We start from the raw sequence: 26,140 nt of genomic DNA on the forward strand, positions 1-26,140 counted from the left end.
CAAAAGAAGGGTCGGATGACTTTAGCTGCATTAGTTTCGCTGCTAGGAGTGTGGGTGGCGATGATCGTCGCTCCCGGCCCTGATGTAGTGCAGGTCATCCGCGTCGCCCCGCGGTCCATGCGTGCCGGAATTATGTGTGCGCTGGGCATCTGCACTGGAATCGTCGTCTGGCTCACCGCCTCCCTGGCAGGACTATCTGCTCTTATCGCCGCTCGCCCCAGTCTGCTCGGCTTGCTGCAGCTGGTGGGCGGCGGCTTCCTTCTCTGGATGGCCTATGGCTCCATCCGCTCGGGCCTGGCGCAACGGCGCTCTGCCCTTAGCTCTGCCCGCAGTACTTCACAGGACTCGGCAGAAAACGCGGGAAGCTTCGACGAGGAGCACATCGAGCAGGCAGTGAGCACTGGCGACGTCGAGGACATCACCGCTGGCCGCGCCTACAAGCTGGGCCTGCTCACCAACCTTTCCAACCCGAAGGCGCTTGTCTTCTTCGGTGCCGTCTTTGCCCAGTTCATTCGCCCTGACATGGGGCTTGAATGGACCGTGTTCATCGCCATCATCCTGACTGTGGTCTCCGTGGCGTGGTTTTCTACCTTCGCGCTCATCGTCCGCGCGGCGGCGCGTTTCCTCACGAAGTATTCGGCCCATCTCGATATCGGCTCGGGCCTCATTTTCGGCGCCTTGGGCTGCGTGATGATTTATGAGGGAATCCTCGCGCTGGTTAGGTAAACCTAAATCACGTACAGTGACCGGCATGAGCAATTCCACCGCACGCGTTTCAACCGATCGCCCGGCACGCTACGGCAAGCAGCTGGCATCACATTTCTCTGCCAAGATTGACGCCCACTGGGACCCAGAAACCGAAACCGGCCGCTGCGTCTTCGAGCGCGAAAACACCCGCGGCACCCTCGACCTTGCTGTTGAGCCCAACATCCTCCTCCTCAACGTCGAGGCAGACTCAGAAAGCATCAAGTCCGTCGAGCACGTTGTGGCCCGCCACCTCGTGGGCTTTGGCAAGAAGGACGACTTGAAGGTCGAGTTCACCCGCGCCGACGGCACACCGGGCGTGTACTTCAGCGTCGCTGATCTTCCCCCAGAACGCAGGTAGTCTAGGGCTCATGATTTTCACCACTACCAACAACGTCGATGGTCACGAAATCACCGAGTACATTCGCGTCATTGCGGGTGAGACGGTGACCGGTATTAACTTCCTCAAGGACTTAGGCGCCTCCTTCCGCAGCTTCACTGGCGGCCGCTCCGCTGGCTATGAGGAAGAGGCAGTCAAGGCCCGCGAGGCAGCGCTTAACGAGCTGTGGAACCGCGGCCAGGAGCTGGGCGCCGACGCCGTCGTGGGCATCAGCTTTGATTACTCGCCTATGGGCCAGGCCAACGACATGCTGATGGTCACCGCCACCGGCACAGCAGTAAAGCTGCGCGCTCTCTAGATAGGTGCGCAAGTATCTTTTAATAGCGCTGTGCCTAGGCTTGAGCGCGTGCTCGCACGTCGATGAGCCGGGGCACGGCCGCTATGATTATCCCGCGGACATGGAAACGGCCTCGGAAAAGGCCGAGCTTCCTTCCCAGGGCGCAACGCAGACCGGCCACTACCGCACGATCGAGCTGCCCAGCGGCAGAAGCTTCATCGCGCACGTACCCGATAACTATGACGCAGCGCAGCCTGCGCCGGTGGTCATGGTCTTTCATGGATATAACAGCGATCCCGCGACCATCTTCCAGGACACTGAGCTCTATGAGGCCAACGCCATCACGCTCTTTCCGGCGGGTATTGGGGAGGCTTGGGCGCCTGCGCCTTATGCGCAGACTTCCTTGGGGGAAGACTTCGCTTTGGTCGATGACACCTTGGCCTGGGTTAAACAGAATTACAACACCGACGGCCGCGTCTTTGCCGCAGGCTTTTCCAATGGCGGCGGTTTCGTGCGCGCCCTAGCCTGCAACCGGCAGTTGGACGGCGCCGCCACGGTTTCCGCGGCGAACTACGATGCCGTGGATGAAAACTGTGGAGGAAAGCCCACCCCTTATTTTGCGGTGCACGGCACTGCCGACGTCGTTATTAATTACGGTGGCGGCACCGCCCACGGTGGCCACTACCGCGGTGTGGAGGAGACCATGGCGGAAGTCGCCGAGGACAATGCCTGCGATCCTTTCCCCGCCGAGCACCGGGAAGACGCAGTCACCCGCTTTACGTGGGGTTCCTGCGCGGTGCCCACCGTGAATTACAAAATTAAGGGCGGTACGCACACCTGGAACGGTGGCGTAACGGATCGCAGCGGGCTTGTCCCGCACGATTGGGCAACCAACTCCATTTTGGACTTCTTTAAGGTTGAGTATCCCGGCAAGGTGCCTTCTCGGTAAGCTATGCCGCATGTTAGAAGTCTCAATCAAGGGCGATTCCATTAAGCTCGGCCAGTTCATCAAGCTGGCCTCCCTCGTCGGTACCGGCGGTGAAGCAAAGGAGCTCATCGCGCAAGGCGAGGTCACGGTCAATGGGCAGGTGCAAACCCAGCGCGGCGCCACCTTGTACCCAGGAGATGAGGTCAGTATCGATGGCACTTCTGCGCGCGTGGCCGCCGCAGATGAGGACGAGGACGATTACTTCGATGAGGCCACAGCAGACGATGACTTTGATCCGGAGAAGTGGAGGAACATGTAATGCCCGCTTTCGAAGCTGAAGTAGGCATGCCCTACTGGATTGACCTGACCACCTCTGAGCCGCGGAAATCCGTGAACTTCTACGAGCAGGTGCTGGGCTGGGAAGTAGATTCCACTAACGAGTACCGCGTGGGCCGCGTGCAGGGCCTGCCGATTGCCGGCTTCATTCCGCAGCCAGAGCAGGCTTCCATGCCGGATACGTGGGTGACCTATTTTTTGAGCAAGGACATCGACGGCGATTGTGCGCGTGCGGAGCAGCTTGGCGGCCGGGTGCTGGTGCCGGCAACGCAGGTGCAGCTGGGCCATATGGCGCTGCTTGTCGACGTCGCGGGTGGCATGTTTGGCCTCATTCAACCGGCGGGCGCGGACCAGTTCGTGGCCGGCGGCGAACCGGGCACGCCGGTCTGGCACGAACTGACTGCCACTACCAGCTACCAGCAGGCCTTGGACTTCTACGGCGAGCTGTTTAACTGGGAGGTCCGTGGCGGCGATGCTTATGCCACCGCGGAGGAAGAAGGCGCGCCTTTCGCCGGCTTTTGGAACGCGGAGGGCCAGTTCCCGCCGCAGGTGCCGAGCTTCTGGCAGACCTACCTCGGCGTGCGTGATCTCGAGGCGGCTGCTGCCAAGGCAGTAGAGCTTGGCGGTGAGGTTATCCGCGAGCCGTGGGATTCGCCTTTCGGGCGCCTATGCCTGCTGGCTGATTCCACCGGCGCTACGGTCACTCTGGCCGAGGTCGAGGACGCGCCGGAGGAAGAGCCGCGCGAGTCGGACGACGTTCTCAACCTCGACTTTTAGATGAAAGACAAGGTAGAGGAAGTAGCGGAGGTCGTTCGGCGCATTCCGGCCGGCAACGTCTCTACCTACGGGGAAGTGGCTAAAGCGGCGGGCTGCCATGCCCGCTACGTGGGCTGGGTGATGAAGAAGGTCCCCGGCCTGCCCTGGTGGCGCGTGGTACGCGCCGACGGCACCTCGCACGCGCCTGAGCGCTCAATCCTACGCTGGGAAGCCGAAGGAATTACTCATAAAGACGGCCGCGTAAGCATGCGTCGCCATGGATTAGATGCCCGCGACTTGGAAGGGTTGATCGGTTGAGAGCTTAGTTCTTTCTCTTGCTGACCGCGGTGCCAGCATGCATCACGCTGTATGTGGTGTCTTCCCGCGCGAACTTGTTGCCGCGATAGACCAGGTAGATGTTCAGTGGGTAGAGCACCAGCCCCACCAGCACGTATTGAACTGGCATCAGCGTGGTGTTCTCCGGCAGGTAGTTCCAGCAAAAGTGCAGGCCAAAGGCTAGCAAAAGGAAGCCAAAGATGGAGCCCAGGCGCCACCAGACTGTCTTGTTCGCGCTGAATAGCGCCCAGCCTATTCCCCAACCCGCCAGCGCGGTGAGCAAGACGTGCAGCGCCGGACCCGCGATGAGGCGCAGACCCCACATCTGAAACATTCCGGTCCAGTCAGAAAGCGGGTGCATCGTGCCGCCGACGACGCTGTACAACACGTTCTCGAGGGTCTCAAAGCCTAAGCCCACGGTGGCGCCCACGACCCAGCCGTGCCACGGCCGGTTGAGCTGCCGGAATGACAAAAGAATGAAGAAGACTCCGGTGGTCTTGGAAATCTCCTCTGGGTAGGCACCCGCCCACGACATCGTGGCGGCCTGCCACCCGAAGGATGACGCCAGCGTCATCAGCGGAGTAGAGGAGAGCAAAGCCATGCCCACCGCGGTACCGCCACCCCACAGGAGCGCCGCCCAGACCCATCCGCGCGCCGGGAACATGGGGCTTAGGCGAAGCAAAAAGAGGACGAGGGCCACGTAGGCGCCGCCGATGAGCACGCTGGGTACCACCAAAGCAGGAGCAATCAGCAGGTAGCTGATTAGGTTAGCCATGATGCTCACCATGCCCAGAGCCAGTAGTACCCACAGCGAGTTGCGGAAGAGTTTGCTCATGATGCCACTACTCCCGTCTCCGCTTTCACCGGCAGCTCGCGGTGTCCAAAGGCCTGCCAGATGAGTTCCGCGGCGTGGGTGAAATCGCCGCCGGTGAGCACCACGATGTAGTCAAAGTCGGTAAAGTCGCCCTCTCCGTCGCGGGAGAGGACGATTGCGTCGGCGGGGGCGTCGTAAAGCGCGAGTGCATCGCCCTCCCTGTGGATCTTTACCGTGGAAACTTCGCCGTAAGCATAGCCGCGGACGGCGCGATGCATCGCCACCTCCTCGTCGGCACCGTCGAGGCCTTCAGTGCTGACCACCTGCACGAGCGTCGCACCGCAGTCCCAGGCCTGGTTCGCCATGGTCTCCGAATTAGGCGTGCAACGCAGACCCGGGACCTCAATGGTCCAGGTTTCATCCTCACTGAAACCTGTTGTCGCAGAATCAAGCACCACTTCCTCGGTCTTCGGCTCGGGCGGGGTCACCGTTGCTGCGATAAGCGTGGGGATGACGAGCACTACCAGCACGAAGCTAACGACCGCGAGAAAATATCCGCGGAGTTGTGATGGTGGGAACCGATAAGTTGGCATAGTCCACACCTTAACCGGATTGATTCGCCTAGAGTGGCTGGCATGAAAGATCTCTACCAATTTGTCAACGGACCATGGCTACAATCCCACGTCATCCCCGATGATCGGGGCGTTGATGGCACCTTCCACAACCTGCGTGACGAGGCGGAAGAGCTCGTGCACGAGATTGTTAAAAATGACACTGGGCGCCCGGGCGCGCTCTACGCATCGCACCTTGATACCGAGGGCGTAAATGGTGCAGGCATGGCGCCAATTGACGCCGACCTCGACCACCTCACCGCAGCCGACCCTCAAGAGCTGGCGCAGCGCCTCGGCGAACTCGAGCGCGAGGGAGTCGGCGCCCCGGTGACCTTCTGGGCGGAAAAGGATTCCGGTTCCGAGGAAGCCGTGGCCTACGTCATCCAGTCTGGCCTGGGCCTGCCGGACGAGGCTTATTACCGCGAGGAAGCGCATGCGGAGACGCTGGCTGCATATGAAAAGCACGTGGCGCAGATGCTGGGCTTCCTCGATCCTGCCCGCCTGTTCGGCTTGGGCGCCGACGTTGCCGCCACGCGCATCGTGGGTTTGGAAAAGGAGCTGGCTGCCGGTCATTGGGATGTCGTTTCCACGCGCGATGCCGTGAAGACTTATAACCCGATGCCTTTCGAGGAGCTGCCGGAGTTGGCACGCGCCATCCTTTCAGGTGGTGGCCTGGAAGCACAGCGCGTTGTGAACATGATGCCTTCCTACCTCGAGCACTTCGAGATGCTTTTCACCGCGGACCGCATGGCAGATTGGCAGCTGTGGGCCACCTGGCACATCCTGCTGTCCCGCGCGCCGTACCTGCCGGAAGAGGTGGGCAAGAAGAACTTCGAGTTTTACGGCACCCGCCTTTCCGGTGCTACCACTCAGCGTGACCGCTGGAAGCGCGCCGTGGGCCTAGCGGAGTCCCTGGTGGGCCAGGAGATTGGCATGGTCTTTGTGGACCAGCACTTCCCGCCGGCATCTAAGGCGGAGATGGACACCCTGGTTGATTACTTAACCGCTGCTTACCGCGAGCGCATCTCCCAGCTCGAGTGGATGACTCCGGCAACGCGTGAGCGCGCGCTGGAGAAGCTTGCCCAGTTCAAGGCCAAGATTGGATACCCGGATAAGTGGCGCGACTACTCCGATCTGAGCTTCAGCTCTGAGGGCAAGGACCTCGTGGCCAACGTCCGCGCGGGCAACGCATGGGCGCACGACTTCGAGCTGCGCAAGATTGGCAAGCCCGCGGACCGCGACGAGTGGTTCTCCACCCCGCAGACGGTCAACGCTTTCTACAACCCGGTGGTCAATGACATCACCTTCCCGGCCGCCATCCTGCGCCCGCCATTCTTTGTCCCTTCCGCTGAGGGCGGCGACGTATCCGAGAACTTCGGCGCAATCGGCGCGGTCATCGGCCACGAGATCGGCCACGGTTTCGATGACCAGGGCTCGCAGTACGATGGCCAGGGCAACCTGAACTCCTGGTGGACTGAAGAGGACCGCGCGGCATTTGAAAAGCTCACCGCGAAGTTGGTGGAGCAGTTCAACGGCCGCGTGCCTTCCGTTCTGGAAGGTACTGATTCCGCGGGCGTCAATGGCAGCTTCACCCTGGGTGAGAACATCGGTGACCTGGGTGGACTGGGCATCGCAGTGGTGGCTTACAAGAACTACTGCGCGGACAACGGCCTCGACATCGCTGGCCAAGTGGCCCCTTTCGAGGTGGAGGACGCATCTCCTGCGCTTTACGACGCCGAGTACAACGGCCTGCAGCGCCTCTTCCTGTCCTGGGCGCGCGTTTGGCGCACCGCAATCCGTCCGGAGATGGCCACCCAGTACTTGGCCATCGATCCGCACTCCCCGGCGGAGTTCCGCTGCAACCTCATCGTGGCGAATGTGGCGGAGTTCTACGAGGCCTTCGAGGTAGAGAAGGATTCTCCGTTCTACCTGGCCGAGGAAGACCGCGTCACAATCTGGTAAGACGCGCCGCGAGGTAGTCGGTTCCGGTCTCGGAGTCGACTACTCGTAATTGCCCAGCCTCCGGTGGGGTAACGGTAAGGGTGGGCAAGAACTCGATTTCGCCAGGTAGTCCGCCGGTGCCATAGGCGTGGAAGCGCTGTGGGCCGGTGGAGTATGCGGCGGAGGTTTCCTCGTTTTGTACAAGATGGACCCATTGTGTGATGGCGACTGGGTCGTCTTCGGCGCGGGCTACCGAGCGCTTTCCGAGCACGGAGTGGTCCATGGCGCACAGTGGTTTGTTGGTGGCATTGTCGGCGGCGCGGTAGGTGACGGGGAATTGGACGATGTTGCCGGCGTAATCGTGGCCGAGGAGGACTTCAATGCCAACTTCGTCATCAGGATCTACTGCGCGGTAGCTTCCAATGATCTCGTCGATGTGGGCGTGCTTAGCTGCGATTTCGGCTTTAGTGGGGGATAGTTCGGCGGTGGGGTGGAGTTTGGCTACCTTCGTCATGGCCGCCATAGTAGCGGTAACCTCGAATGCATGACTTCGATTGAGCAGTGGCAGATTGGCGGCCAAGACCGCCAGTTGAGCGAGGAGGAGCAGCTGGAACAGCTCTACACCTACATGCAGGTCCACTACCCACTGCCGGATTTCCGTCCGCCGTGGGCTGGCGGCGGCTCGCCGGATGCTGACCGCTACTGCGCGCTTTTACCGGATCGCATCACGCAGGCTTCCATGATGGTCTTGGGCACTGCGGTTGACCACGCGCTGCCGGGTACCAAGTTCACTGATGGAATCACGCAGCGTGACCATGAGGTTGGCGCCATCTTCGAGCCCACTGCGCCGAATGGCAAGTGGGCAGTCTCCCTCCACTCCGGCGGCTGGTGGCGCGGTGATGGAACCGCGTTAGAGATGCAGTGGCGCCCCGAAGTTGCCGCCGCAGCACAGTTGTCCGGCACCACCATCATCGACGTGGACTACCCGCTAGCACCTGAACACAGCGTGGCTGACATGGTGGAATCCGTCAACAAGGCCATCGCTTATGCCCGCGAACAAGGTGCGGCTTCCGTGACCGTGTGGGGCTACTCCTCGGGCGGCGCCTTGGCTGCACTCGCGCCCGCCGATGCACTCATCCTTACTTTCCCCGACTTCGCCGCGCTTTCCAATCTCCCCGAGGAGATCCGCGCCGGCTACGAGCTGCCAAACGAGTACCCGCGCACACTCGTCCAGACTGCGGTGCAAGACGAAATCGCCGAGCGAGTCACCATCCCTGGCGCCGAAACCGCCGATTACGTCTCCACTCACCGCATCTCAACTCCGGCAGTGGCCCGCCAGCGCATCATGGACACCGCGGACTTCCTGCGCTCCGTCTAAGCCGCCTGGTTTTAGCGTTTAGCGGTTTGGTCCCATTGGTTGGATCCCCTTGGGGGTAAAGCTACCCAATGGGGCATCCCGCACGGCTTCGCTACTCGTAAAGGGACCATTAGAGGGGGACCCAACCAGGGAAACCAAACCGAATTGAGGGCAACCTGACCACTGCCGGCAAAAGTTCCCGCGATTCGAAAGGATCACAAGAAAACTTTATCGGGAACTATTGCTAATAGCGTCGCGACTATTCACCCATGAGTATTTCCAATCATGGTGCGATGTCGCGCTTACACAAGACAGCCGGTATTCTCATAGCGCCGTTCCTCATCGTTGCAGCGCTGAGCGGGTTCTTCTACGCCTTGGCCCCCAGCATCGAGTCGGTGGTGTACAAGAATGAGATCGTGGCGTCAGGAAGCGGTGAAGCACACAGCCTCGATGAGCAGATCGCAGCAGCCCAGAAGGTCTATCCGGATCTCGCAGTAAGCAAGGTGCAGGCCTTCGACGACAACGAGAAGAACACCCGCGTGCTCTTCGCGGATGACGCACTGAAATCCTCCAGCTACGCCCACGCAGTGTTCGTGGACCCCGCCACGCTCGAAATCAAGGGTGACCTCGTGCAGTATGGTTCCTCTCGCGCGTTGCCGTTGCGCAGCTGGCTCTCCGAGGGGCACCGCCGCCTCTGGCTTGGCGACGCCGGCCGCATCTACTCCGAGCTCGCCGCCTCATGGCTGGGCGCACTGGCGATCATGGGCATCTACCTGTGGTTCAAGCGGCGTCGGAAAGCGGGCAAGATGCTCACCCTGCACTCCAAGATCGGCGCGTGGCTGCTGCCCGGCTTCGTGTTCCTCACCATCACTGGCCTGACCTGGTCCTTGGTTGCTGGTGAAAACATCTCTACCCTGCGCGAGAAGATGGACTGGATGCAGCCCAAGCCCGCAGCAACTGCCGCCGCGGACCCGCATGCCGAGCATCACCATATGGACATGACGGGGGACATGAACGTGATGGGCGGCGCAGACGCGTTGGCGGCCGCGCGTTCGGCAGGGTTGACCGGCATCCTCGACATGACGCCGCCTTCCGCGGAGACGCCAGCGTGGACCGTCACTGAGGCACGCCAAGACTACAAGCTGAGCTACGATGCCATCGCTGTCGACCCGCACACTGGCGAAGTGGTGGACCGCGTGGACTTTAAGGACTGGCCGCTCATGGCCAAGGTGGTCCCATGGCTCATCCAGCTGCATATGGGCACCTTGTTCGGAATCTACAACCAGGTTGCGCTTGCGCTTCTCGCGCTAGGCCTGTTGGCGGTCAGCGTCATGGGCCTGTGGATGTGGTTTAGTCGCCCGAAGCGCTCGCTCCAGCACCTGAAGCTCTCGCCAGCGCTGGTCGTGGGCGCGGTGCTGTATTCCATCATCGCTCCGCTCTTCGGCGCATCCCTGGTGCTGTTCTTCCTTGTGGATTGGGCAGTGCAGCGCGCTAAGAAGGCGAAACAGACCGAGCCACGCGAAACCCAAGAAGGGGAAAGCATCAAGCAACCTGTCTAGGACGATTGCCATAAAGTAACGAGAGGGAGGACCACCTGGTCCTCCCTCTCTCGTACTCGCTGGGTCCTACTTCTCGCTGGGTGCTTTTTCACGCTGGGTGCTATTACACGCTGGGTGCTATGCCACCCAGCGTTATTTCTCCTCAGAGCCCTCCGGGCGAATCTTCATCTCAGATTCCTTCCAGAGTCCGGAGCGCGAAACGATCTCATGATCGATGTTCGCCTCGGCAGGTGCCTCGCCCTTGGAGTTGGTGCGCAGCTCGTACTTTTCGATTGCGCCCCAGTCTCGAGCCCAATCATTGTTGAGGTAGCTCGGGATCTCGTAGGAGTAGTTGACTGCCTCAGCCGTGGCCATCGCGCCACCGCCCGAGAAGGACTGGAAGTCAGTCAAGGACGTCTGCGCCGCTGCATCCGGCAGGATGCGGTATTCCGGAATCTCCGTCACGCCCGCATAGTGGTCGAAAGTGCGCTGGCATGGGAACTGCAGAGCCACAGACCAGTCCATCAGCGCCGGGGTCTGTGAATCGAACTGCGAGTTGATGGTCGCAAGCTCCGGCACGCGCGGCGGAGTGAAGGCGAGCCATTCGTCCTCGTCAGTGGAATCATCCACGGCCACCAGGCGGACCACGTTGGCCTCAGCTGGCAGCTTGTCCAACGGGATGCGTAGGTTGCGCCACTTCGGGGTAGCGCCGACGTCGGAAAGCTCTGCTTCGCCCTTGTTGGTGGCCTTGCCGTCCTTGTAGGTGGCGTACTCCAGCTTGAGCTCCATGCCGTCCTGCTCGATGCCGTTGACATCGTGGTGGTAGATGTTGCCCGCCGCAGAAACAGCCAGAATCGGGGCGTTTTCCTTGGCCTCAGGCAGGTTGTACCACTGGGTCGTTACGGTAGAGGTAGAACGCTGCTTTTCATCGTAGGAGCCCAAAACCGGTACCTTGTTGTAATCCAGGTTGAAAGGCAAGTGACGGGTCGAGCCGTTTACGCCCTTGGTCCCACGCACGCCGCCGCTTTGCTCATTGGCAGACTTTTCGCTGCTTTCCTCCGACTGCGCGGCATCGGCAGAGTCAGCATTTTCTGCCTTCTCGGTTGAGGTATTCGCAATTGCGCCAACCGACGCCGAGTTCAGATTCTCCGGCTCGATGGATTCCGGGATGTTATCGGGGCCAAAGCCGAAGGAATCTTCGCTTGGGTCCTCCAGCGAGTCCTTGAGCTCGCCTTCAACCGGGCTGAGGAAGGAGTCGTTGGTGTTGGTCTCTACCATCGTGGCGTCGGCAAGCGAGCACTGGTTGCCCTTCAGCGAGGCCAAGTTGCCCTTGCCCACGGAGTAGGAATTCTGCTGCGAAGCATAAGCCTTAGCGAAGGATGCACACGAGAAGGCCACAATCAGCGCGCAGGCCAAAGCCAGCGGCGCGGACATGATGCCTGCCCAGCGCGAAACTTTGGCGGCGGCCTGTGCCTTGAACTCCTCGAGGCGGCCTTCCTCTTCTGCTTGGGCCTTGCGGTAACTGTGGAACATCGCCTGGACGACGCCGACGGCAAGGACCACCAAGCCAATAAACAGCAGCACGGTGTTGGCCTCAATGGCCTTGAGCTGAACCGTGCGATCCCACCACGGGATGCCGAAGGAGGAGACGTACCACCAGGCATTCCAGCCAGCCATGGAGATAGCCAGCAGGAAGATGACCGATGCGAGGGCGAAGGTGCGCGCGCGTGGCGAGCGCATCGCGATCTGGGAGAGGACAACCGCGCCCAATGCCGCAATCACGCCCGCGACGCCGGCGTAGATACCGAAGTGGTGGGTCCACTTGGTTGGGGTGAACATCAAGAAGAAGGTGCTAAGCCCAATGATGAGCAGCAGGCGCTGGGTTGGGCCGACCGCTGCGCCGACGATGCGGCGATCCTTGATGAAGGCATAGATGATCAGCGCCAAGCAGAAGATCATGGTGAACATGGCGAAGCGGCGGGTCATCGAGCCGTCCACGGACTGCTGGAAGAGCGTGGTGTAGCGCACGTACTCCGAGTACCACGGCAGCGAAGGGCCGACCTCAGAGCGCACGCGGGTGGACTCCATGACCGAAGCCAGCGTCTGATCACCAAAGGCTGCGACCATGATGGCGGTGCCGGAAGCGAGGAAAGGTGCAATCATGGCGAGCCAGCCCACGTGCGGGGCGCGCTCGGCCATGAAGGCAAATAGCTTCGGCAGTGATACCAAGAACACGCCGACGGCGAAGAGTCCGGTAGGACCAGCGCCCAGCGTCAAGGTTGCGGCGATGGTGCCCACGGCTGCTGGCAGCAGGCGGCGGGCGGCAATAGAGCGTTCGAAGGAAGCCCAGGTCACCATGACACCGAGAGCCACGATCGGCTCTGGGCGGATGCCGTTGTTATATGGCAGCCAGAATGCCAAGAACATAAAGGCGGCGGTCCAGTGCGCCACGCGGCGGCCATTAACTAGGTCACCAAAGCGCGGCAGAATCTCGCGCGAGAGAATGAACCAGACGATGAATGCGGAGATGAGCGCAGGCAGACGCACGAACATTGACGTACTGGAAATCTCCGACAAGAAGGCCACGAGGTCGTAGTACGGGGAGCCGAACGGGGCCTCGGGAACGCCGTACCAGCGGTAGTAGTTCGCCATATAGGAGGCGTGACCGGAAACGCGGCCCATCGTCAGGATGAAGCCGTCATCCGAGGTATTTGCGCCGAAGATATGCCAGAAGACGAGGACGGCAGCAACCACGCCGTCGAGCGGGCGGATCTGCTTCCAGGTGGCAGGCATAAAGCCCAGCTTGCGCCCGTCTAGACGGTCAATGCGCCACAGGCAGATAAGGCTCAGGATGGTCATGGCTACGCCCAGCCACATCGCAATCTTCTTTAGCAAAGAAGGCGAGGAGGTAAAGCGCGAATTGATATCGACGTGGACGTTTAGCCCTTCGTCGACAAGCTTTGCGGCATCCTTATCTTCTAGCTCGGTGTAGACGCCGGTGACCTGCGGACGAACGTCGTCCTTCGTGGTCTCGGAATGCTTATCCACGCTGACCGTGGTGCCGGAGCCGGAGGAGTCGATCTTGAGCACGGCGTCGTCAGGCAGTGCGGCTACTTCCTTGGGGGTAAGGGCAAGCAGCACCTCGTCCAAGGAGACGACGGAAAGGCCTTGGTCGCTCACGCGGACGAACATGCCGCGGTTGGAGGCCTTGGTGGATTCCGGCGGGATGGTGCCGTAGAGCAGGTCCTGATCATTATGGAGCTGGTCTGCGGCGCTCAGCGGGATCTCGGCCTTGATGTCCTCCGGCGCCACCGAAATCAGCGGGGCGTTTATGGACTGCAGCGAATTATTCTGCGGCCAATCAAAAGAGGACTGGGTTTGGTTCACCGGAAGTAGCGGGGTCGCTACAAAACAAATGAAGCCAATCAGGCCGGCAATAATGGCGGTTAGCCGCAGCGAACGCGGGGCGTCCGCTATGGCTAAGCGGGTATTTTCGGTACTAGGAAGGCTAACTGACACGGCGATCAGTTTACGGCACGGCCCCTAGAGTTAGTGAGAACGCACCGCCACCACGAATGGGCCAACCTGCTTGGTATCCCAGCCTTCCTCGAAGACATCTGGGTTGAAGAAGACCGCACGGTAACGCACGTTGGGCTGATTGGGATAGATATCCTCAGCCAGGTGGATCTTGAAGCCATCGCCCGGCTCTTCGAGGCTGCCGCGGAAGATGACAACATCGGGACCATTCCACTTCGCGGAATCGATCGCCTTCTGGAACTCGGCCGGCGTTTGCTCCCAGGAGTCCTTGCCCCAGGCTTCGATCTGCGCGTTGCGGGCGCTGAACTCACCCAGCGGGTTGGCGTAGTGGCTGGTAAAGGCGTTGAAACCCCAGTATGGGTGATAAGCCATAAACAGCTTCTCGTCCGTCATGACCGTGGTCGCATTCGGCGCGTAGCCGTGCGAGTCGATGAACTCACGGATCTTCAGGTAGTCCTGAGAGGAATCACTGGCAAAGCGGTCGGCGCGCTCGCCGTTGCCGTCGGTATCGGTATAAGCGTGGTCGAGGGCATCCTCGTTGGCTTCCGGGATGTGCTGCGCGTAGTAGATTCCGCCGAATACCAAGAAGATGGCGAACACCGCGGTGATGCGCTTGTTGGTGGTCTCACTAAAGCGCGCCGGGTACAACGTGGGAATGCCCAGCAGGCGGATTTCTGCCAGACAAAGAACGCCGGCGGTGGCGAAAAGCAGCACGATGATGCTCTCCAGGCGGAAGCCCAGCAGGGTGGAGCCGGCCAGGGTGACCACCATGGACATCACGACCCAGAGGTAGGTACCCAAGGTGGCGATGACGAGGGCGCGTACTGCGGCGTCTTCCAGGCGCATGGCCATGTAGATAAGGCCGATGAGGCAGAGCGCGCCGATGATGCTGAAGGAGAGGAAAGGCACCGGAATTTGGGTTCCTTCCTCCGGCAGGTAATGCTGAGCGGCGGACTCCAGTGGCGCCTCTGCGCGGAAGGTGGCGAGCAGATAAGGCGTCCAGGCAACGGCGGCGATGGCCAGCGAGCCGACGCCGATGACCACCAGGTGCATGAGGGGGCGCAGGGAGCGCTCGTAGATTGCGGTGGCGATAGCAACCAACGAGACCACGGTCAGTGCGATGGCGCCGGTGAACAAGGTGTAGAAGCAGGCGGAGAAACCCAGGTACAGGGCCACGCCCAAGGTAGAAAGCCAGGAGCCGTTGAAGGCGCGGGCAGCCAGCACAGCTACTGCCGGAACGCCCATGGCGATGACCGCGGAATAAGGCTCCTCAGCGTTGACCGTGAGCGTGACGGCGGTGGTCACGAGCGCGATTGCGGTGGCAACTGGAAGCGAGCCCACCAAGCGCTGCCAGAGCGGAACGAGCAGGCAGCCACACATCGAGATAGAAATCAGCGCCCACGGCTGGAAGACCTCCCAACCAGGCATGTGCAAAAGGTTGGCCACGCGGCCGCCGAGCCAGAACCAGCCCATGGGGTAGAAGGTGGGAAGGCCCTCGTAGTTCATGTCGGCGTAGCCCATCTGATCCGTGGTGCGGGTCAGGAACTGGGTGCGGAAGACCTGGTCCACCTGCACTCCGTCCAGCCACAGCTTGGAGGCGGAAAGCGGCAGACCGATGGCAGAAAGCACTAGCAAGGCAGGCGAGAGATAGCACGCCGCGTAGGTCAGCCACGTGCGCCACTTAGGCCGTGTGAAAGCAGGACGGTGGGTGTCATAAATCCACTTCACGCAGAGCACGCCGACCAGCAAGAGGGTCAAAACAATGCCGACCGTGCACAGTGCACGGGTGACCATGGAGGTACTAAAAGCTGGCAGGGAGACCGTCTTGAAGGCATAAAAACCGAGGAGAGCGACGACCGCCCCGCCAAGGGCAGCCGCCGCTATGCCCAGCAGAGCCGACTTAGTTGAAAGCTCGTCGGCGTTGTAATCCGTGGCACGGGTGTGTTCAGTGTGCATGGAGTGCATGGTTGCTGGGCTAGTCATGCACACTAGTTTCCCACATTCGGGAGGATTGCTGGAATTAGAAAGGCAGCTTTCGGAAGATGGATTGTGGGATGAACTTGAAGGCCAAGGAGACGTACTCGAACAGTGGGTGCACGTAGATGGACTGCGTGCCGTTCAAGATTGCCTTGACGGTGGCCTTGGCAACATCGTCAACGTTGACGGTCAGCGGTGCCTCGCCAGCGTTTGCGGACATCTTGGTGCGCACCTGGCCCGGACGAACCACGAGGACGTTGGCGCCGGAGCCGCGCAGTGCCTCACCCAGGTTGATGAAGAAGCCATCCACGCCGGCCTTGGAAGCGCCGTAGACAAAGTTGGAGCGGCGCACGCGCATACCCGCCACGGAGGACATGGCGACGATGGTGCCGTGGCCCTGCTCCTTGAACTTCTGGCCCAACAGCACGCCCAGGGAGACCGGGGCGGTGAAGTTGGTCTGTGCGGAAGCGACGGCCTTGGCCTGGTCCTGCCAGAGTTCTTCCTGGTCACCCAGGGTGCCGAAGGCGACGATGGCAACGTCGACGTCGCCGCGGTTCCATGCCTGCTTGACGACGTCCGGGTGGGCCTCGAAGTCAGTTGCGTCAAAGTCGATGACCTCGACGTCAGCACCGCGGGAGGTCAAAGCGGCGGTGGCATCGGCGATGCGCGGGGACTGTGCGCGGGCAGCGAGGGTGACCTTGGCCGGGCCACGCTCCAAGAATTCCTCGACGATGCCGAGGCCGATTTCGGAGGTGCCGCCAAGGAGAAGGATGTGTTGTGCTTGGCCTACTGCATTGAGCATGTGGGTTATTCCTTAAAAATCTTCTGCGTTGTGTTCGGTGCGGACGTTTAGCGCAGCTCGAGGCGGCGGGACATGTCGGATGCGAAGACGCCGGTTGGGTCGATGGCGTTGCGGGTGGCAAGCCAGCCCTCCATGCCCGGGTACATCTTGTGGAAGTTCTCCGCAGAGGTACGGGATTCCTTGGCCAGGTAGAGGCGGCCGCCGAATTCCATGACGCGCTTGTCCAGATCATCAAGGAAGGCGCCGAGGCCTGGCTTGATTGGGAAGTCCACGCAGACGTTCCAGCCCGGCATTGGGTAGGACAGTGGTGCCTTGTTGCCTGGGCCGAAGAGCTTGAACACGTTCAGTGCGGAGTAGTGGCCGGACTTTTGCATGTCACGGATGATCTCCTTGAAAGGCTCAACTGCCTCGGTCGGTACCACGAACTGGTACTGCAGGAAGCCGTTGGAACCGTAGCCGCGGTTCCACTCGCCGATGAGATCCAGCGGCTGGTAGAACTGCGTCAGGTTCTTGATCTTGTTACGAGCCGGCGCGCCCATGAGGTAGTAAGCCTCGCCGATGGCCATCAGGGAGAGCTTGTTCATGGTGAAGTTCGGGAAGATATCCGGCACCGTCATCAGCTGTGGAGCGTTGAACTTCAGCGGATCCTTCGCCAGCTTTGGTGCGAGCTCTTCGAGCTGCGCCAGGGTGGCCAGGCTGCCGCGGGAGATGGTGGAGCGGCCGAGCTTTGGCTCTGGGGAGATGACGTCGAACCAAGCAGAGGAGTAGGTGTAGTTGTGCTCGGAGCCATCCGAGTGGAAGGCTACGGTCTCATCCAGGTTCTCGGTGCGGTCAGTGTCCGCGATGAAGTAGGCGGTCTCGGTCTTGGTCATGCGGATCTGCGCGCGCAGGATGATGCCGGTCAGGCCCATGCCGCCGACGGTGGCCCAGAAGAGCTCTCCGTCTGGATCATCCTTGGAACCGTTAGGCTCCAAGTGGAGTACGCGGCCGTCTGCCACGAGCAGCTCCATGGAGGTGACGTGGTTGCCAAAGGAACCGGCGGAGTGGTGGTTCTTGCCGTGGATATCCGGGCCGATTGCGCCGCCGATGGTGACCTGGCGGGTGCCTGGCAGAACCGGGACCCACAGGCCGTATGGCAGGGCGGCCTTCATCAGCTGATCCAGAGTTACGCCACCGTCTACGTCGACGATTGCGGTTTCCGGATCGATGGAGTGGATCTTGTTCAGCGGCTGCATGTCGATGACCAGGCCGCCGCCGTTTTGGGCAGGGTCACCGTAGGAACGGCCCATGCCGCGGGCGATGACGCCGCGGCGCAGGTGTGCTGGTTTGTCGGAGTTATCTTCTGCAACCTGGGCGACGGCCTTCTTGATGACCTCGACGTCTTCGGTGGACAGTACGTGGGCAGTCGTCGGCGCGGTGCGGCCCCAGCCGTGCAGGGACTTTTCGGTGGTATGTAGTTCCATCTCTTACTCTTTACTCGACGTGATATGTCGTTCCTAGCCTACTCACCAACACGGACACGTGACGTGCGTGACGTTAGTGATATTTGGAACATGTTCGGGCATCGGCCGTGCCCGAATGTGTTGATTTGGCCTTCTAAAACAGATCTAATACAGATCCATGAGCTCGCGGATCTCTGCTGGGAGCTGCTCCTGGGAGGTAATCTCCGGGCCCTTGTAGGAACGCAGAATCTCATAGACCCGACGGCGCGAAGTGGAATCGAGGATAGGCAGCTCCTCAGCCATCAGGCGCGTCATAAACCCATCGAGCGGGAGATTGGTGTGCTCGGTGGCCAGGAAGTGGCCGTTGTACTTGTCGTCTTCAGCGCGTTCGTCTTGGGCTGCGCGCTGGGCAGGGGTTAGGTGCTCTTTCTTTGAGGAGTACATGCGCTTTAGCTTAGTGCCGCATAAAGTAATCCCCATGACTGAGCAAGACTCCGCACAAGAAACCGAGCGCGTCGACCGCTACGCACTCGATGACACCCTGTCTGGCCGCATAACGCAATCGCTGGCTTTGGGCCTTATGACCTCCTATCCAGATTGGATCAAGAACAAGAAGGCACTCGTTGCCGCTTATATCGGCTCGTTTCTGGGCTTCGGCGCGCTGGTTGCGGTGACCAATGCGCAGCGCGAGCAGGAAGAACAGCAGCCGGTGCAGGCACAAGAACAAGAGATGGACGTGAAGGCCTGGGCAGCATTTGTTGCCGTGGTACTGGTTCTCATCGCCGGTGGTTTCATCAACGTCAAGGTTGCGCAGGCCATGGTCAAGCCCCTGCGCAAGCGCGGTGTGCAGAAGCCATGGACCACTCTGGGGGCCATCGGCGCGGGCCTGCTTTTTGTGGTGAGCGAGCTGGAAGCACGCGACATCGCCAAGCGCGCGGCGTAGCCTCACGCGCTTGCCTCCACAACTTTGACCCGCAACTTTGCGTATGGTGGGGCTCATGAGCCTCGGGGTCACAGATTTGAGTACGGCACGCGCCAAGCGTGACAACTCTGTCGTGACCCTGCGCCGCGAGCCTCTCACCGTCATCTGCCAGGTTTCCAACGTGAGCGCGGACGTCGAAGTCCACCGCCAAATCGGGTTTTCTGACGCCCTTACCTTTGAGCAACTCCACCACGTGCTCGAAGTCTGCTTCGGGCTTCCCGATGAAGATTCGCCGTGGCACTTCTTTGAACACCATGAAGCCCGCGGGGCCCGCATCGATCCCAAGCATCAAGTCTCCGAGTTTTTGTGGCGTGAGGGCGTGCAGCTGGACTATGCCTGGGGGTTGTGGGACTTTAGCCTGGTTGTGGTTGACATTTACCCGCGCGATTCCGGTACCCCTGAATCATTGTGTGTAGGCGGATCGGGCGCCTTCACGCAGCCTTTCGATCTTACTGCCATCAATGCGCAATTAACTGGCCAAGAGACCATCGATGAAGTGCTCAACATCGTGACCCCGCCGGTGCGTGCGCTCATCCAGCGCAGCAAGCTTTTTGATTTCGTGCCGCTGCTGCAGGCGCTCGATTTAGAGCGCAGTGATTCAAACGCGCCTTTATCAGTCCTAGATTCTTTGCCGCGGGAAGTTACCGCAGAAGGCCAGGACTCGTTTTGGTCCATGGTCTTAGCGCTGACCTGCATGGGCGGGCGGGAGCTTAGCAATTCCGTGGCAGAGTCCACGATGGATGCCTTGGGTTGGGTCTCTGATGAAGGCAAGCTCTTAACAGGCGAAGAAATACGCGAGTTGTGTAGCGCTTCGCTTTCTGTGCTTGCAAGCGTGGGCGCCTATGGGGATGAGGCACTAGCACCGGTGGATCGTCTTGACATTTACCGTGCCCTACTGCGCAGGTAGGCTTTTTAGCCGTGACTGATAAAAATCCTTCTGACGCGGCGCCCCGCGACGTCGAGGTGCGCCGCACCTCGCTGGCGACGCAGCTTTTCCGTTTCGTATTCGTGGGCGTGTTCACAGCGGCAATTGACTACGGACTTACTTTGTTGCTGACCCATTTTGGCCTGCACCGTTCTGCGGCAAAGGCAATCGGTTGGGTCTTTGGCACCATCGCTGCTTACGTTGCCAATGCGCGTTGGACTTTCGGCGCGCAGGTCTCCGGCCGCACTGCGGGTGCCGTGGCGGCGTTGTATGCCTCGACCTTTGCGGTACAGAACTTCCTGTACTGGGTGCTCAACGAGCCGCTGATTTCTATGGGCTTTGAGGGAGCAGTCAAAGACACCATCGCGTTTGTCATCGCGCAGGGTGTGGCTACGGTAACCAACTTTGCCATTCAGCGCATCTTCATCTTTAAGGGAGATTAATGGTGACTAGCGCAGAGAAGCTCTCACGCTCGAATTCCCTGCAGGCGCAGGGAACCAAGTTTGTTATTACGGGCGTAATCTCTGCGATCGTTGATGCTGGCCTAACGTGGCTTCTGCAGCTGGGCTTGGGGCTGCTTGATAAAGATGGCGCCCGCACCGTTGGCTTTATCTTTGGCACGCTCGTGGCGTACTTGCTCAATCGCCGTTGGACGTTCAACGCCAAAGCCTCCAAACGCCGCCTTGTGGCAGTGGCGGCGACGTACGCCCTGACTTATTTGGTCAACATGGTGATCTACCGCCGGGCTTTTAACTTCTTTGACGAGGACCTGGCTTGGTCATCCACGTTGGCGCTGGTCGCGGCGTATGTTCTTGCGCAGGGCACGGCCACCACCATCAACTTCTTCGTGCAGCGCTGGGTAATCTTCCGCCGCACCCGGAAATCCTTCGTGGTGGAGGATTAGTTAGGGCCGGCGGAAGTCTTCCTTGCGGCCCTGGTTATGCAGGCGAAGCCACTCTACAAAGCCTTGTGGATCGCGTTTTTGGACGAGGAAGAACCAGCCAAAGCGCGCGAATTCTTGGGGCAGGAGCTTGCGCATGCCGCGCTGCCAGAGTAGATAGCCGCGGTTGCGGTAAGTAAAGAACCTCTTGAACTCGCCGTCTGGGTACTGGGTGTGCATCTTGCCGCCAAGAATCGGCTTGAACTCGTCGGAACCATCCGGGTGTAGGTAGCTGGTGGTCAGCGCGGTGCCGAACTTGAGGCCCGAGCCTGCTAAGCGGCGGTGGTATTCCACTTCGTCGCCACGGATGAAGAGGCGATAATCCGGTACACCGATTATCTGCATGGCTTCCGCCGAAATCAGTGCGCCGTTGAAAAGCGATGCAATACCTGGCAGGAAGTCTCCCTCGAGCTCGCTCATGTAGCGGCGCCACACGAGGCCCTGGCGCAGCGGGAAGGCCAGGCGGGCTGGTTCGTTGATGTTGCACACGGCAGGGGAGACCTCGTGCAAGCCGTTGGCTTCTGCCACGCGGTAGAGCTCTGCGAGCACGTTTTTATCGGCGGGGCGGCCGTCGTCGTCGGCGCACCACACGGCGTCGGCGCCCAACGAAAGAGCCGTGAGGAAGCCAAGGGCGAAGCCGCCCGCGCCGCCCAGGTTTGTCTGGGAAGGAACGTAGACGGCGCGGTCACCGGCAATCTCATTGACCAATTCCTCGACTGCGGTCTCGGCCCCATTGTCCACCACGATGATCCACTGCACAGGGTGGGTTTGGTGCGCTACCTGCTCCAATGAGGCGCGAAGCAGTTCCACGCGCTGGTGGGTGACGATTACGGCGGCCGTCGAACCGGCGGCGTTCAAGGTGGCAGTCATGAGCTCTATTCTGCCACCCGTGGCGCCGGGGATAGGCTTTGGACATGGAATTAGAACAGATGTGGCCGCCGTTTGCTGTGCGGATTGATGCCAGTGGCTTTACGGCGACACCGGCTACACCATCGAAGTAGAAGGCGTAACCGGTGAGTTAAAGGAGATGCTTGGGGCTTAGTCGTCTTCGTTGTCGAAGCGGCGGCGCAAGTCCTTGACGTATTCGCCTACCTCGGGGCCTTCGTATTGGCCCACGACTTCAGAGACCTCGCCGGCAGAGCGGACGGTGCCGTGGTCAATCCACAGCGCAGTGTTGCACAGCTGGGCCAGGAAGTCATTGGAGTGGGAAGCAAAGACGAGGATGCCGGAGCGCTTAACCAGCTCCTGCAGGCGCACGCGGGCCTTGGCCATGAAGGCGGCGTCGACTGCGCCGATGCCCTCATCGAGCAGCAGGATTTCCGGTTCGATGGAGGTAACCACGCCGAGCGCCAAGCGTACGCGCATACCGGTGGAGTAGGTGCGCAGCGGCATGGCGAGGTAGTCACCCAGTTCAGAGAACTCGGCGATCTCATCCATCTTGTTTTTCATCTGCTTGATGGTCTGGCCCAAGAATAGGCCGCGGATGATGATGTTGTCGTAGCCGGAGACCTCTGGGTCCATGCCCACGCCCAAGTCGAAGACGGGGGCGACGCGGCCGCGAACGTCGGCAGTGCCGCGCGTGGGCTCGTAGATGCCAGAAAGCAGACGCAGCAGCGTGGACTTGCCGGCGCCGTTGTGGCCCACGAGACCTACGCGGTCACCTTCGCGGAGGTGAAGGTTGATGTCTTTGAGGGCCTCAACCACGACGGTTTTGTCGGAGTTTTGGCCAATCGCACCGCCGGCTGAGGAAAGTACAGCCTTCTTTAAGGAGCGGGACTTGGCATCAAAGATGGGAAAGTCCACGCAAGCGTTATAAGTATCGATAGAAACCATTGTTGAAGATCCTTTCGTGCAGCTTGCGCTATACCCAGTAGCTCACGCGGAAACGCCATTGGCGCATGGCTAGGCCGGCGACGAGGAGGCCCACGACGGTACACGCGATGACGATAAGCCAGTGGTAGCCCGCGACGGGCTCACCGATCATGGGGGCACGCACGATCTCCATGTAGTGATACAGCGGGTTGATCTCTGCGATGCGAGCGCGGTTGCCCACGGCACCGCCTTGCTCCTTCAAAGTGTTGGTCATCCAGACAATCGGCGTGACGTAGAACAGCAGCTGCGTGAGTGCCTCGAGCAGTGGTGCAATGTCGCGATAGCGGGTTGCCACGATGCCGAAGAACATTGCTACCCACACGCCGTTGACCAGTAGGAGGCCAAGTGCCGGGATGAAGAGGAAGAACTCCCAACCCAGGTGACGCGGGAAGATAAGGATGAGCAGCAGCCAGATGATGAGGTTGTGGCCCAAGAATAGCGTTTGGCGCCACACCAGGCGGTAGACGTGCACCGATAGGGGAGCCGGGAGCTGTTTGATGAGGCCCTCGTTGTCAATGAAGACGGTGGAGCCTTCCTTGATTGCGCCCGAGATGAAGTTCCACATGATAAGGCCCACGGTGACGTGAGGCAGGAACTCCGCGACTGGGATCTGGAAGAGCATGGAGTACAAAAGGCCCAGTGCTGCTGCCATCACACCGGTGGCGATGGTGATCCAGAAAGGTCCTAGAACCGAGCGGCGGTAGCGTTGCTTGATGTCCTGAATGCCCAGCATGAACCACAATTCGCGCTGTTTGGCGCCTTGGATAAGATCGGCAAAAGCCGCCTTCATGGTCATGGACTGGGAGGCCGGTACCGCGCTTTCCTCCGGGGTGGAGGTCATGCGGGCGATGTCGGCGCGCAGTTGGTTGTTATCTTGCACGTCAAAACACCCTAGCGCGCGTGCTGGACAAACGGGTATCTACACGCCGTCTGTACTGGGGGAATGGCTGTAACCTGCAAAAATTCCTTTTTAGGAAACCAAACCCAAAGCCGTATAGAGTAGGGAGTCGACTGCCCCACAGCGGCCCCTACAAACGTTGCGTTTGGGTACCAATGAAAGGCGTAGAGGAAGGTTTTATACATGCCATTAGGCTTGCCAGCACGGTATGACGTCGCCAGTGTGCGAGGTCTTTACACTGGCCTATCGGACGGGTGGACCTACCTCAACGCGAATGCTGCGCCGCAGATCTCTGAACGAGTAGCGGCCGGCGTGGCTCGCTCATTCCGTATGTCCCCAGCAGTAGCCCCGCAGGAAGATGCCACGGGCGCGCATTCCGCGAATAGCGCGCCGGGCCGGTTGGAGGGCTCTGCGCATTACGACGCCGCGCGCATGGCGATTGCGGATCTCGTGGGCTCGAAGGCCAGCCGCGTGGTCTTAGGCCCTTCGCTGCCGGCTTTGTACCAGACCTTGGCGCGCAGCCTGCGCCCGATGTTGCGTCATAATTCTTCGGTGGTTCTGTCCAAGTTGGATCCGCCGGCGCTGTACTCCGCGTTGTCGGAGCTTGATGCAGAAGTGCGTTGGGCACAGCCGGATCTGGGCACGGGTGAGCTGCCGACTTTCCAGTACGCCGAGCTTGTCGACGGCTCGACACGCCTCGTTTCTTTCTCCGCAGCGCATGAGCTGTTGGGCACGGTAACACCCACGGCGGAGATTATTGAGAAGATTCGTTCGCGCTCGCGCGCGTGGACGCTTGTCGATGTCTCCGCGCTCGCGCCTTATCGTCCCCTGGACTTTGATGAACTCGGCGCGGACATCATCGGCATTGATATCGGAATGCTCGGCGGCCCGCAGTTAGCGGCCCTAGTATTCCGTGATGAAGCGATGTTCCGCCGCGTCGATGCGCATAGCCCGGTGAAGGCTTCTAATTCTGCGGAAAAACTAGAGACCCCGGTATCTACCGGCCTGGCCGGTGGCGTTGGCCCTCTAGTTGATCACTTGGCAGCGTTGGCTGGCGGTGAAGCTGGTTCGCGCCGTGTGCGCGTGCACAAGTCAATGGAGGCGCTGAATGAGTACTTGGGCGATCTGACCAATGACATGTACGCCTACTTGGAGACCTTGCCGGCCGTCCACATCTTGGGCGTGACGGGTGAGGCCGCCGCCGGCGCTTCAAAGGACCGCCTGCCGCGGCTTACCTTCGCGGTGCAGAACGTACCGGCAGAAACAGTGCACCGCCGCCTCATCGACAACGGCCTGGTCACGACGTTGGCGCTGCGCACCCCGCTTCTTACGGAGATGGGCGCCGACGAAATCGGCGGCGCCGTTACCGTGGCCTTGGGCCCGTTCAACACCCGCCACGATATTGAACACCTCACGCGCGTGGTGGCGTCTTTGGCCTAAGCCGGTAGCTTAGACACAAGACGTTTAAGACACCGTCAGCACCAACTTGCCGGTGACGGCGCCGGAGTTTAGTGCCTCGTGCGCAGCGGCGGCCTCGGCCAGCGGGTAAGTGCCGTGGAGATGGTGCTTGACCGTGCCATCTTCCAGCCATGGCCACACGTTGGCGACGGTGTCTGCCACGATTGCGGCTTTGTCCTCAATGCTGCGGGAGCGCAGCGTCGTGCCCTGCACGGTGAGGCGCTTTGCTAGGACGATGCCCATGTTGAGCTCTTCCTTCGTGCCGCCTTGCAAGCCGATGGTGACCATGTGGCCGTCGGTAGCCAGTGCCTTCAGGTTCTGTTTGAGATACTTCGCGCCAATGATGTCGAGGATGACATCGCATTGGTTCTTTAGCTCTTCGGCGAAGTCTTGTTCCTTGTAATTAATAAGGATGTCTGCGCCGTAGCTCTTGCAGGTCTCCAGCTTTTCCGCGGAGCCGGCCGTCACCGCAACAGTAGCGCCCAGCGCCTTGGCTACCTGGATGGCGAACAAGCCGATGCCGCCCGCTCCACCATGAATGAGAATGGTCTGCCCAGCGTGCAGGTTCGCTTCCATGGCGAGGTTGGACCATACGGTGCAGGCCACCTCGATGACTGAGGCGGTATCGGTAAGCGAAAAGCCCTTCGGAATGGGCAGCAGCTGGCCCGCTGGAACCGCGACATATTCGGCGTAACCACCGCCGGCAAGCAGCGCGCCAACCTGGGTGCCTTCTTTGCACTCGGTGCCATTTGCATCCACGATTTCACCGGCCACCTCTAGGCCGATGGTCTCGGAAGCGCCTGCTGGTGGCGGATAGTGTCCGCGCGCTTGCAAGAGGTCGGCGCGGTTCACACCCGCGGCATGGACCTTTACTAGAACTTCTCCGGGGTGGAGCAGCGGCTTTTCGACGGCACCTAGCTCCAGCGCGCCGGGATCTTCAGGGTTGGTCTGCACGATAGCTTTCATGCCCACCCAGCTTAACGAAAACTCCGAGGCCGAATATGATCTGCATCGCTAGGTTTAGTAGGCTTAGTGGGTCGCAAGACAAGGAGACGTGGCAGAGCGGCCGAATGCACTGGTCTTGAAAACCAGCGTGGGTCAAACCACCGCGGGTTCAAATCCCGCCGTCTCCGCCGTGTGAAGTCTCGAGACATCGTTCCTTTGGATGGTGTCTCGAGATTTTTGTTTCCTTCAAACGCCCTTCGCATTGCCAGGCGTGGTTTCATGTACCGATATATGTAAATAGCGGCCAGAAACCTGGTGATTCAG

27 protein-coding genes and 1 tRNA gene are annotated in these 26,140 nt (G+C 60.5%); 16 read left to right on the forward strand and 12 right to left on the reverse strand.

The genetic code is table 11. The annotated features are described in order from the left end of the window. The first annotated feature begins 15 nt into the window (after window positions 1-15). From HMPREF2692_RS09350 to HMPREF2692_RS09380, 7 genes are read left to right on the forward strand one after another with little or no spacing between them, the layout of a single operon-like run. Window positions 16-726, forward strand: a complete 711-nt coding sequence (locus tag HMPREF2692_RS09350) for a LysE family translocator (protein WP_070455692.1) — start codon at window positions 16-18, stop codon at window positions 724-726. Window positions 727-751: 25 nt separating this feature from the next. Continuing rightward, entirely contained in the window at window positions 752-1,105 is a 354-nt protein-coding gene (locus HMPREF2692_RS09355) for a DUF2218 domain-containing protein (protein ID WP_062036311.1), read from the forward strand. A 10-nt stretch (window positions 1,106-1,115) separates the two neighbouring features. Further along, window positions 1,116-1,442: a YbjQ family protein gene (locus HMPREF2692_RS09360; protein ID WP_062036309.1), complete on the forward strand. Its 327-nt coding sequence runs from the start codon at window positions 1,116-1,118 to the stop codon at window positions 1,440-1,442. A gap of 4 nt (window positions 1,443-1,446) precedes the next feature. Beyond that, window positions 1,447-2,370 (forward strand): CE1 family esterase, encoded by a 924-nt coding sequence (locus HMPREF2692_RS09365; protein WP_070586940.1) that lies wholly within the window; start codon window positions 1,447-1,449, stop codon window positions 2,368-2,370. 10 nt (window positions 2,371-2,380) lie between these two features. Beyond that, window positions 2,381-2,668, forward strand: coding sequence for an RNA-binding S4 domain-containing protein (locus HMPREF2692_RS09370; protein WP_070497491.1), 288 nt, complete (start codon window positions 2,381-2,383; stop codon window positions 2,666-2,668). After that, a complete protein-coding gene (locus tag HMPREF2692_RS09375; RefSeq protein WP_070586936.1) occupies window positions 2,668-3,462 on the forward strand; it encodes a VOC family protein in 795 nt (264 codons plus the stop codon). Before HMPREF2692_RS09370 ends, HMPREF2692_RS09375 begins: the two co-directional genes overlap by 1 nt. Next, window positions 3,463-3,759: an MGMT family protein gene (locus tag HMPREF2692_RS09380; RefSeq protein WP_062036301.1), complete on the forward strand. Its 297-nt coding sequence runs from the start codon at window positions 3,463-3,465 to the stop codon at window positions 3,757-3,759. It abuts the gene before it with no gap. A 4-nt stretch (window positions 3,760-3,763) separates the two neighbouring features. Here the strand turns inward: HMPREF2692_RS09380 and HMPREF2692_RS09385 are convergent, their stop codons facing one another. Together HMPREF2692_RS09385 and HMPREF2692_RS09390 are read right to left on the reverse strand one after the other, a co-directional pair. Further along, on the reverse strand, window positions 3,764-4,612 hold the full coding sequence (locus HMPREF2692_RS09385) for a PrsW family intramembrane metalloprotease (RefSeq protein WP_070586933.1): 849 nt from the start codon (window positions 4,610-4,612) through the stop codon (window positions 3,764-3,766). Beyond that, window positions 4,609-5,184: a hypothetical protein gene (locus HMPREF2692_RS09390; protein WP_070823455.1), complete on the reverse strand. Its 576-nt coding sequence runs from the start codon at window positions 5,182-5,184 to the stop codon at window positions 4,609-4,611. The genes HMPREF2692_RS09385 and HMPREF2692_RS09390 overlap by 4 nt, the downstream gene beginning before the upstream one ends. Before the next feature lie 42 nt (window positions 5,185-5,226). Here HMPREF2692_RS09390 and HMPREF2692_RS09395 point away from each other — a divergent pair, with 42 nt between their 5' ends. Beyond that, the gene (locus tag HMPREF2692_RS09395; protein WP_070586928.1) at window positions 5,227-7,164 is read left to right on the forward strand and encodes a M13 family metallopeptidase; all 1,938 of its coding nucleotides are present in this window, start codon (window positions 5,227-5,229) and stop codon (window positions 7,162-7,164) included. Here the strand turns inward: HMPREF2692_RS09395 and HMPREF2692_RS09400 are convergent. Continuing rightward, complete coding sequence (locus tag HMPREF2692_RS09400; protein ID WP_062036293.1) at window positions 7,151-7,657, reverse strand: CG0192 family protein; 507 nt, start codon at window positions 7,655-7,657, stop codon at window positions 7,151-7,153. The two genes, HMPREF2692_RS09395 and HMPREF2692_RS09400, sit on opposite strands and share 14 nt — an antisense overlap. A gap of 30 nt (window positions 7,658-7,687) precedes the next feature. On the opposite strand from HMPREF2692_RS09400, the gene HMPREF2692_RS09405 reads away from it, so the two are divergent. Continuing rightward, entirely contained in the window at window positions 7,688-8,521 is an 834-nt protein-coding gene (locus tag HMPREF2692_RS09405; RefSeq protein ID WP_070823460.1) for an alpha/beta hydrolase, read from the forward strand. A 248-nt stretch (window positions 8,522-8,769) separates the two neighbouring features. Beyond that, complete coding sequence (locus HMPREF2692_RS09410) at window positions 8,770-10,059, forward strand: PepSY-associated TM helix domain-containing protein (RefSeq protein ID WP_246823441.1); 1,290 nt, start codon at window positions 8,770-8,772, stop codon at window positions 10,057-10,059. 132 nt (window positions 10,060-10,191) lie between these two features. Here HMPREF2692_RS09410 and HMPREF2692_RS09415 read toward each other — a convergent pair whose 3' ends face one another. The 5 genes from HMPREF2692_RS09415 to HMPREF2692_RS09435 form a co-directional block, all read right to left on the reverse strand. Then, window positions 10,192-13,557 carry an arabinosyltransferase domain-containing protein gene (locus tag HMPREF2692_RS09415; protein WP_210385667.1) on the reverse strand — a complete coding sequence of 1,122 codons (3,366 nt, stop codon included), beginning with the start codon at window positions 13,555-13,557 and terminating at the stop codon, window positions 10,192-10,194. 30 nt (window positions 13,558-13,587) lie between these two features. Further along, the gene (locus HMPREF2692_RS09420) at window positions 13,588-15,558 is read right to left on the reverse strand and encodes a galactan 5-O-arabinofuranosyltransferase (protein ID WP_070455680.1); all 1,971 of its coding nucleotides are present in this window, start codon (window positions 15,556-15,558) and stop codon (window positions 13,588-13,590) included. A gap of 37 nt (window positions 15,559-15,595) precedes the next feature. After that, window positions 15,596-16,354: a decaprenylphospho-beta-D-erythro-pentofuranosid-2-ulose 2-reductase gene (locus HMPREF2692_RS09425; RefSeq protein WP_061919989.1), complete on the reverse strand. Its 759-nt coding sequence runs from the start codon at window positions 16,352-16,354 to the stop codon at window positions 15,596-15,598. Window positions 16,355-16,401: 47 nt separating this feature from the next. Beyond that, a complete protein-coding gene (locus HMPREF2692_RS09430; RefSeq protein ID WP_061919991.1) occupies window positions 16,402-17,817 on the reverse strand; it encodes a decaprenylphosphoryl-beta-D-ribose oxidase in 1,416 nt (471 codons plus the stop codon). A 144-nt stretch (window positions 17,818-17,961) separates the two neighbouring features. Continuing rightward, the gene (locus HMPREF2692_RS09435) at window positions 17,962-18,240 is read right to left on the reverse strand and encodes a hypothetical protein (protein ID WP_061919993.1); all 279 of its coding nucleotides are present in this window, start codon (window positions 18,238-18,240) and stop codon (window positions 17,962-17,964) included. A gap of 34 nt (window positions 18,241-18,274) precedes the next feature. On the opposite strand from HMPREF2692_RS09435, the gene HMPREF2692_RS09440 reads away from it, so the two are divergent. From HMPREF2692_RS09440 to HMPREF2692_RS09455, 4 genes are all read left to right on the forward strand, one after another. Beyond that, window positions 18,275-18,739, forward strand: a complete 465-nt coding sequence (locus HMPREF2692_RS09440; protein ID WP_061919995.1) for a hypothetical protein — start codon at window positions 18,275-18,277, stop codon at window positions 18,737-18,739. A gap of 55 nt (window positions 18,740-18,794) precedes the next feature. Then, window positions 18,795-19,685 carry a plasmid pRiA4b ORF-3 family protein gene (locus HMPREF2692_RS09445; protein WP_070823464.1) on the forward strand — a complete coding sequence of 297 codons (891 nt, stop codon included), beginning with the start codon at window positions 18,795-18,797 and terminating at the stop codon, window positions 19,683-19,685. Between the two features lie 71 nt (window positions 19,686-19,756). Continuing rightward, complete coding sequence (locus HMPREF2692_RS09450; protein ID WP_061920154.1) at window positions 19,757-20,146, forward strand: GtrA family protein; 390 nt, start codon at window positions 19,757-19,759, stop codon at window positions 20,144-20,146. After that, on the forward strand, window positions 20,146-20,607 hold the full coding sequence (locus HMPREF2692_RS09455; protein ID WP_070823467.1) for a GtrA family protein: 462 nt from the start codon (window positions 20,146-20,148) through the stop codon (window positions 20,605-20,607). The genes HMPREF2692_RS09450 and HMPREF2692_RS09455 overlap by 1 nt, the downstream gene beginning before the upstream one ends. Here the strand turns inward: HMPREF2692_RS09455 and HMPREF2692_RS09460 are convergent, their stop codons facing one another. The 3 genes from HMPREF2692_RS09460 to HMPREF2692_RS09470 all read right to left on the reverse strand — a co-directional run bounded on the left by HMPREF2692_RS09460 (window position 20,608) and on the right by HMPREF2692_RS09470 (window position 23,356). Next, window positions 20,608-21,513: a galactofuranosyltransferase GlfT1 gene (locus HMPREF2692_RS09460; protein WP_062036276.1), complete on the reverse strand. Its 906-nt coding sequence runs from the start codon at window positions 21,511-21,513 to the stop codon at window positions 20,608-20,610. Window positions 21,514-21,681: 168 nt separating this feature from the next. Beyond that, on the reverse strand, window positions 21,682-22,476 hold the full coding sequence (locus tag HMPREF2692_RS09465) for a galactan export ABC transporter ATP-binding subunit Wzt/RfbE (RefSeq protein WP_061920004.1): 795 nt from the start codon (window positions 22,474-22,476) through the stop codon (window positions 21,682-21,684). Between the two features lie 28 nt (window positions 22,477-22,504). Continuing rightward, a complete protein-coding gene (locus tag HMPREF2692_RS09470; protein WP_061920156.1) occupies window positions 22,505-23,356 on the reverse strand; it encodes a galactan export ABC transporter permease subunit Wzm/RfbD in 852 nt (283 codons plus the stop codon). A gap of 240 nt (window positions 23,357-23,596) precedes the next feature. On the opposite strand from HMPREF2692_RS09470, the gene HMPREF2692_RS09475 reads away from it, so the two are divergent. After that, a complete protein-coding gene (locus tag HMPREF2692_RS09475; RefSeq protein ID WP_070497506.1) occupies window positions 23,597-24,853 on the forward strand; it encodes an aminotransferase class V-fold PLP-dependent enzyme in 1,257 nt (418 codons plus the stop codon). Between the two features lie 24 nt (window positions 24,854-24,877). On the opposite strand, the gene HMPREF2692_RS09480 is transcribed toward HMPREF2692_RS09475, so the two are convergent. Beyond that, a complete protein-coding gene (locus HMPREF2692_RS09480; RefSeq protein ID WP_070497508.1) occupies window positions 24,878-25,837 on the reverse strand; it encodes an NAD(P)H-quinone oxidoreductase in 960 nt (319 codons plus the stop codon). An 82-nt stretch (window positions 25,838-25,919) separates the two neighbouring features. Between HMPREF2692_RS09480 and HMPREF2692_RS09485 the strand changes: the two genes are divergently transcribed. Further along, window positions 25,920-26,004: transfer RNA gene (locus HMPREF2692_RS09485), tRNA-Ser, on the forward strand. Window positions 26,005-26,140 lie beyond the last annotated feature (136 nt).

This window comes from Corynebacterium sp. HMSC036D03 (assembly GCF_001836185.1).
Lineage (GTDB): Bacteria > Actinomycetota > Actinomycetes > Mycobacteriales > Mycobacteriaceae > Corynebacterium > Corynebacterium simulans.

Excerpts from the sequence above, each read along its gene's own strand:
- HMPREF2692_RS09350 (WP_070455692.1), top strand. The coding sequence starts at position 16 with ATGACTTTAGCTGCATTAGTTTCGCTGCTAGGAGTGTGGGTGGCGATG.
- HMPREF2692_RS09355 (WP_062036311.1), top strand. The coding sequence starts at position 752 with ATGAGCAATTCCACCGCACGCGTTTCAACCGATCGCCCGGCACGCTAC.
- HMPREF2692_RS09360 (WP_062036309.1), top strand. The coding sequence starts at position 1,116 with ATGATTTTCACCACTACCAACAACGTCGATGGTCACGAAATCACCGAG.
- HMPREF2692_RS09370 (WP_070497491.1), top strand. The coding sequence starts at position 2,381 with ATGTTAGAAGTCTCAATCAAGGGCGATTCCATTAAGCTCGGCCAGTTC.
- HMPREF2692_RS09375 (WP_070586936.1), top strand. The coding sequence starts at position 2,668 with ATGCCCGCTTTCGAAGCTGAAGTAGGCATGCCCTACTGGATTGACCTG.
- HMPREF2692_RS09380 (WP_062036301.1), top strand. The coding sequence starts at position 3,463 with ATGAAAGACAAGGTAGAGGAAGTAGCGGAGGTCGTTCGGCGCATTCCG.
- HMPREF2692_RS09385 (WP_070586933.1), bottom strand. The coding sequence starts at position 4,612 with ATGAGCAAACTCTTCCGCAACTCGCTGTGGGTACTACTGGCTCTGGGC.
- HMPREF2692_RS09390 (WP_070823455.1), bottom strand. The coding sequence starts at position 5,184 with ATGCCAACTTATCGGTTCCCACCATCACAACTCCGCGGATATTTTCTC.
- HMPREF2692_RS09395 (WP_070586928.1), top strand. The coding sequence starts at position 5,227 with ATGAAAGATCTCTACCAATTTGTCAACGGACCATGGCTACAATCCCAC.
- HMPREF2692_RS09400 (WP_062036293.1), bottom strand. The coding sequence starts at position 7,657 with ATGACGAAGGTAGCCAAACTCCACCCCACCGCCGAACTATCCCCCACT.
- HMPREF2692_RS09405 (WP_070823460.1), top strand. The coding sequence starts at position 7,688 with ATGACTTCGATTGAGCAGTGGCAGATTGGCGGCCAAGACCGCCAGTTG.
- HMPREF2692_RS09410 (WP_246823441.1), top strand. The coding sequence starts at position 8,770 with ATGAGTATTTCCAATCATGGTGCGATGTCGCGCTTACACAAGACAGCC.
- HMPREF2692_RS09420 (WP_070455680.1), bottom strand. The coding sequence starts at position 15,558 with ATGACTAGCCCAGCAACCATGCACTCCATGCACACTGAACACACCCGT.
- HMPREF2692_RS09425 (WP_061919989.1), bottom strand. The coding sequence starts at position 16,354 with ATGCTCAATGCAGTAGGCCAAGCACAACACATCCTTCTCCTTGGCGGC.
- HMPREF2692_RS09430 (WP_061919991.1), bottom strand. The coding sequence starts at position 17,817 with ATGGAACTACATACCACCGAAAAGTCCCTGCACGGCTGGGGCCGCACC.
- HMPREF2692_RS09435 (WP_061919993.1), bottom strand. The coding sequence starts at position 18,240 with ATGTACTCCTCAAAGAAAGAGCACCTAACCCCTGCCCAGCGCGCAGCC.
- HMPREF2692_RS09440 (WP_061919995.1), top strand. The coding sequence starts at position 18,275 with ATGACTGAGCAAGACTCCGCACAAGAAACCGAGCGCGTCGACCGCTAC.
- HMPREF2692_RS09445 (WP_070823464.1), top strand. The coding sequence starts at position 18,795 with ATGAGCCTCGGGGTCACAGATTTGAGTACGGCACGCGCCAAGCGTGAC.
- HMPREF2692_RS09455 (WP_070823467.1), top strand. The coding sequence starts at position 20,146 with ATGGTGACTAGCGCAGAGAAGCTCTCACGCTCGAATTCCCTGCAGGCG.
- HMPREF2692_RS09460 (WP_062036276.1), bottom strand. The coding sequence starts at position 21,513 with ATGACTGCCACCTTGAACGCCGCCGGTTCGACGGCCGCCGTAATCGTC.
- HMPREF2692_RS09465 (WP_061920004.1), bottom strand. The coding sequence starts at position 22,476 with ATGGTTTCTATCGATACTTATAACGCTTGCGTGGACTTTCCCATCTTT.
- HMPREF2692_RS09470 (WP_061920156.1), bottom strand. The coding sequence starts at position 23,356 with ATGACCTCCACCCCGGAGGAAAGCGCGGTACCGGCCTCCCAGTCCATG.
- HMPREF2692_RS09475 (WP_070497506.1), top strand. The coding sequence starts at position 23,597 with ATGCCATTAGGCTTGCCAGCACGGTATGACGTCGCCAGTGTGCGAGGT.
- HMPREF2692_RS09480 (WP_070497508.1), bottom strand. The coding sequence starts at position 25,837 with ATGAAAGCTATCGTGCAGACCAACCCTGAAGATCCCGGCGCGCTGGAG.